This is a genomic window from Bacillus sp. 05T31, from assembly GCF_056396725.1.
The window spans coordinates 1-4,340 of the sequence record NZ_JBFTMA010000348.1; the positions used below are offsets into that span (position 1 = coordinate 1).

At 31.4% G+C, this 4,340-nt stretch carries 4 protein-coding genes and 1 pseudogene; 1 reads left to right on the forward strand and 4 read right to left on the reverse strand.

What is annotated here, in order from left to right; genetic code table 11:
- A partial coding sequence (locus AC1DJR_RS18995) for an esterase/lipase family protein (RefSeq protein WP_477003242.1) occupies positions 1 to 925 on the reverse strand: 925 nt, incomplete at its 3' end.
- Positions 926 to 1,203: 278 nt separating this feature from the next.
- Here AC1DJR_RS18995 and AC1DJR_RS19000 point away from each other — a divergent pair.
- Positions 1,204 to 1,530 (forward strand): DUF3914 domain-containing protein, encoded by a 327-nt coding sequence (locus tag AC1DJR_RS19000; protein ID WP_215577130.1) that lies wholly within the window; start codon positions 1,204 to 1,206, stop codon positions 1,528 to 1,530.
- Between the two features lie 76 nt (positions 1,531 to 1,606).
- Here AC1DJR_RS19000 and AC1DJR_RS19005 read toward each other — a convergent pair whose 3' ends face one another.
- The 3 genes and pseudogenes from AC1DJR_RS19005 to AC1DJR_RS19015 all read right to left on the reverse strand — a co-directional run.
- Positions 1,607 to 2,293, reverse strand: a complete 687-nt coding sequence (locus AC1DJR_RS19005) for a lipoprotein BA_5634 family protein (protein ID WP_477003243.1) — start codon at positions 2,291 to 2,293, stop codon at positions 1,607 to 1,609.
- Between the two features lie 53 nt (positions 2,294 to 2,346).
- Positions 2,347 to 4,278: an ABC transporter permease gene (locus tag AC1DJR_RS19010; protein WP_477003244.1), complete on the reverse strand. Its 1,932-nt coding sequence runs from the start codon at positions 4,276 to 4,278 to the stop codon at positions 2,347 to 2,349.
- Positions 4,253 to 4,340 (reverse strand): annotated as a pseudogene (locus tag AC1DJR_RS19015) (bacitracin ABC transporter ATP-binding protein); the annotation flags it as partial. The gene AC1DJR_RS19010 and the pseudogene AC1DJR_RS19015, both read right to left, overlap by 26 nt.

The following is a 4,340-nucleotide window of genomic DNA, read 5'->3' on the forward strand; positions in this document are numbered from 1 at the left end:
TCGTTATATGAGGTAAATGTAAGCCTGTTATTGGTGCTGCTTGCGATGCATGTCCACTATAGGATAAATAATATACATCCGATTGCGTCTTTACCCAATTATTTAACTCTTTTGCACCATCAGTACTTAAATCCCATTGACTTATATCTTTTGTATTTTTCCAAATTGAACTATTTAGAATACGATCACTATATTGGAAAAAAGACTCTCCGGCATTCTTTTTTATACCCCATTGTTCCAATTTAAAATCATATAATGATAAATTATTGTTTCCTCCTAAACTTGCAGCTGTAATGAGTAAATCTTTAACAAACGGCAACAGAAGACTTCCGTCCGCAAGTGTTGTACCATTGTGAGGAGTTGCTAATGTTGTAACACTATGAACATACGATTTACCACCTTCAAATAGTGGTGATATCTTTGTGTTCGGATGATTTTTCACATGATTTTTTTCTTCATAACTTCCTTCTTTTAATAGCTGTACTAATGTTCTCGTCGTTTGTCCTCCCATACTATGCCCAACTAAATGAACTTTATTTGTTTCACTCCAATTCGGTGCAAAACCACTATATGTTCTACCAAAACGATTATGTCCATGTTTCTCAGCATGTGCCGCACCATAATCTACTGTTCCACCGTTAATTTGCGCGTATAATTCACATGTACGGTCCCAATTACTAGAAACAGGGCCAACAGCAGCAGTATGTACTGTATAACCATTTCTTTTTAAATCTTCCTGTATATCATGAACACCACCCCAATATTTTACCCCTAACATTTCTTCCCTACCCCATCCAGCAAATCCATTCACTAATATGATAGGATAATTATTTTGTTGTCTCTCTTCAGCGTAAGTTGTTTTCGCTGCGAATGAACAAACAGTCACTAATGTAAAAAAACATACTTTTAAAAATAACTTCCCCATACTTTCTCCCCCTCAATAAAACGTTTACATTTATCTTTGAAAAAAAACACAAAATTAGTTTGCAACTTAAACATAATGTAAAGTATTTTATATACGTTGTATATATAGACAACATACACAAATGTTGATAAATATTAATTCAAGTAAACATTTACTTTTTACAATACAACTTGTAAATCTGATTATTTGAATTTATAATTAAATATAGTTTCCTCATGTTAAATGGATTTAAAAATCATAAGAAAACTTATTTCATTACTTGAAAAGGAGGAAAAAGCATGCAAATCGGATCAAACATTCATACATTATCTCAACCTCCTAAAATAACTCCATCTAATCTTGAGCATAATACTATCTCTTCTACTAAACTTGAAGGTAAGAAAGCGAATGATCCTATCAAGTTCGATATTCGTTTATCTGAAAAAGAAATGAAACAGCCTGAGCATAAATTTAACGAATTAGATTTATGGAAGATGTTAAAGGATAAAGGTGTTCCTTTATGGATCATCCTTGAAATGCTACAAAAGTCTCGTAAAGAAAAAGAAGCTCAAAATTCAAATGCGATTGAAGAAACGAGTGAGACTCGATTAGATGAAGTAATGTAAAGCATAATATTTGATTGGTCTATAAACTAAAAAGAGTTCGAAGTTGATAAAATTTTCATCAGCCTCGAACTCTTTTTTAAGGTTTTTCTCCAATCGTTACAAACTGAAAAGATACTTCTCCTTCCAAACCTTTAATTAGCTTTTTTACTTTGACATTTTCATTAACCAATGTATTATCTGTCGACATYTTAGGYTTTTCRTCYCCTARAGATTTTTTCARATGAAGAAGKTGCATTTTCGTTTCATTTRCCTTTATTTCTTTATACAYACTATTTTKTGATACAATCACATACCATTGCGTTGGATATTTACGAGTGTTACCTATCCAAGCGTCACTATCGTATGAAACAGGAATTTCTTTTCCTTCTAATTCAATACTTTTCATATTCTTTTCGTCTTCATGTGTAAACAACAGCGAGCCTTCTTTAGGGAATTTCGGTAACGTATCTATTAGTTTTATATTGGATACATTATCTCGTTTACGAAAAATATTTGCTTTAATCATCGCTTGTGCTGTAGATTCATTTAAAATTAACACCTGTCCTTTTCCATATTTACCTGTTTTCACAGAAAACACTTCATTTTCTTTCGTAATTTCCTGATAACGATTAATAATAGGTGAAGTTTTATTTTCATCTCCAATGATTAATACACCGGTTGCAGGAAATGGGTTGTCCTTTTTAGAGCATGCACTAAAGCTTATTAAAAGTATTATAGTTAACATACAAATAGTTAAAGTTCTTTTCATCACGGTTCCTTTCATAATTCAATTTATTTTTCATATGCTTTTCTGTAATCTTTTTAGGTAAAATAATTTTATTGCTCCATAGTCTTATAAAGCTTTTGTAGGTAACGCCAACGAGTAATAAAGAAGTATAGAACTTGTATACATACAAATGAAATTAAAATAATGATAGAGCTATTTATTATAGAAAAATCAACTAATTGTTGTAAYGCCATATAAGCGACTACAGTATGAATCACTGCAACGACAATCGGTAAGAAGAACATTAATACTAACTGTCTCGTTACAACCTTTTTTAGCTCTCGTTTACTTAATCCCATTTTTGAAATCAGTTTATATTGCTGTTGATCGCGATCCAAATCAGTATATAATCGGAAATAAATAAAACTAGCGGCGAATGTGAAGAAGACGATTCCGACTAAAACACTTGCCATAAGTAATAGTCCATTCGTTTGCTTTGCACTTAACAAATCTATAGTTAAAGCCCGAAATTGAAAATTACCTACTCTAGTATCTTTCTCAAATGTACTAATTAATTCGTTTGAAATTCCCTTYGTTTTCATCCAATCGTCTACAACAAATCCGTAAGTACGATATTGAATGTCTTTATTAACTGGGTCACTAGTAAGAGGGATTCCATCATATACCTGATCTTTAACAGCGATATAAATAGTTCTAGAATCATGTGGTAAAACTAAATTTTCTACAGCTTTTTTCACATGAAATGTCTTTGTCCAGTCACCTTGAATGACTTCTATATTCTTTTTATAGTCGCCATTTTTAAATTCTTGTTTTTGTGATACGACTCCAGGAATTAATAAAATTTCATCTTCTTTTTCAATCGTTTCTTGTTGATACCCGAGTGCTTTAGCAAGATCGTTATATTCACTTAACTTCATTACATTTACGTTATTTTCTGTGTATATAAATGAAGATGAAGCCACTCGATACGGAATATTAGCATCAGAAAGGTGTTTTTTTATAATAGAAAGATTTTCATTTAATACTTTATCGTTTTCAAAACTTCCATACAAAAATGTATAGGGATTTGTCATCCTTACCAAATCCCTATTTCCAAGAGCAGCTGTCGTACCAATCGCTGTAAATGCAACCGCTGAAACAATAGATACTATAAAAAACATCGTTGCATTATCTTTCATACGGTAAATTAATTCAGAAAATGTTAATATATTTGTTCTCTTTAAAAAGAAAGATTCTCTCCTTTTCGCAAGGTGCAATATGTAAACGCTACACTGTGTATATAAAAAGTATGTTCCTATAATTACTAGGAGCACACCTATCCCAAGCGTAATAAAACTGGTACTTGGTATGAAGCGAAATACTAAAAAATATCCATACCCTATACTAATTAAAGAAAGTAGCGATAATAAAACTGAAGATTTCGGTTCAGGTTTTGGCTTTTCCTCTGCTCGAATAAGTTCCACAAGTTCCGTTACTTTTATCATTTTAAATGTAAATAGTGAAACAATTAAAAACAAGAAAAAAAATGTGATAACTGTTAATAATACAGCCYGCACTGGTATATAAAAAGGYAAACCATTAYTAATCATTAATACACTWGCGCTTATCAATAARACTAGTTTAGAAAATATGAGTCCTATGAAAATCCCTATACAAATTGACCCAAGTCCAATCAACATATTTTCAATTAACAATAACTTCTTAAGCTGTCTCATTGACATACCTTGCATCATTAAAATGCCAAATTCTTTCTTACGCGTTTTTAAAAATGAACTAACTGAATATAGAATGAAGAAAAATGAAAATACAAAAATCAAGCCTTGCGAAACTGAAAATCCCAATGTACCAAATGCACTTATTGTTGTACTCGTCGATTTTAATTCCCCTTGTAAATCAGGATGAAATAATAACAGGGCATACGTAAAGAAAATCATAATAGAAAATGCACAACTTAAAAAATGGGCAGCGTATGTACGCTTATTACGAAAAATATTATTAAATGCGAACTGACGAAAAGTCATGCCTTTTCCCTCCTAACAAAGAAAGGACATCCATAATCTTTTGATAAAATGCTTGCCTGCTT

Bases quoted from the DNA above. Each gene is read 5' to 3' on its own strand.
- AC1DJR_RS19000 (WP_215577130.1), top strand. From the start codon at position 1,204: ATGCAAATCGGATCAAACATTCATACATTATCTCAACCTCCTAAAATA.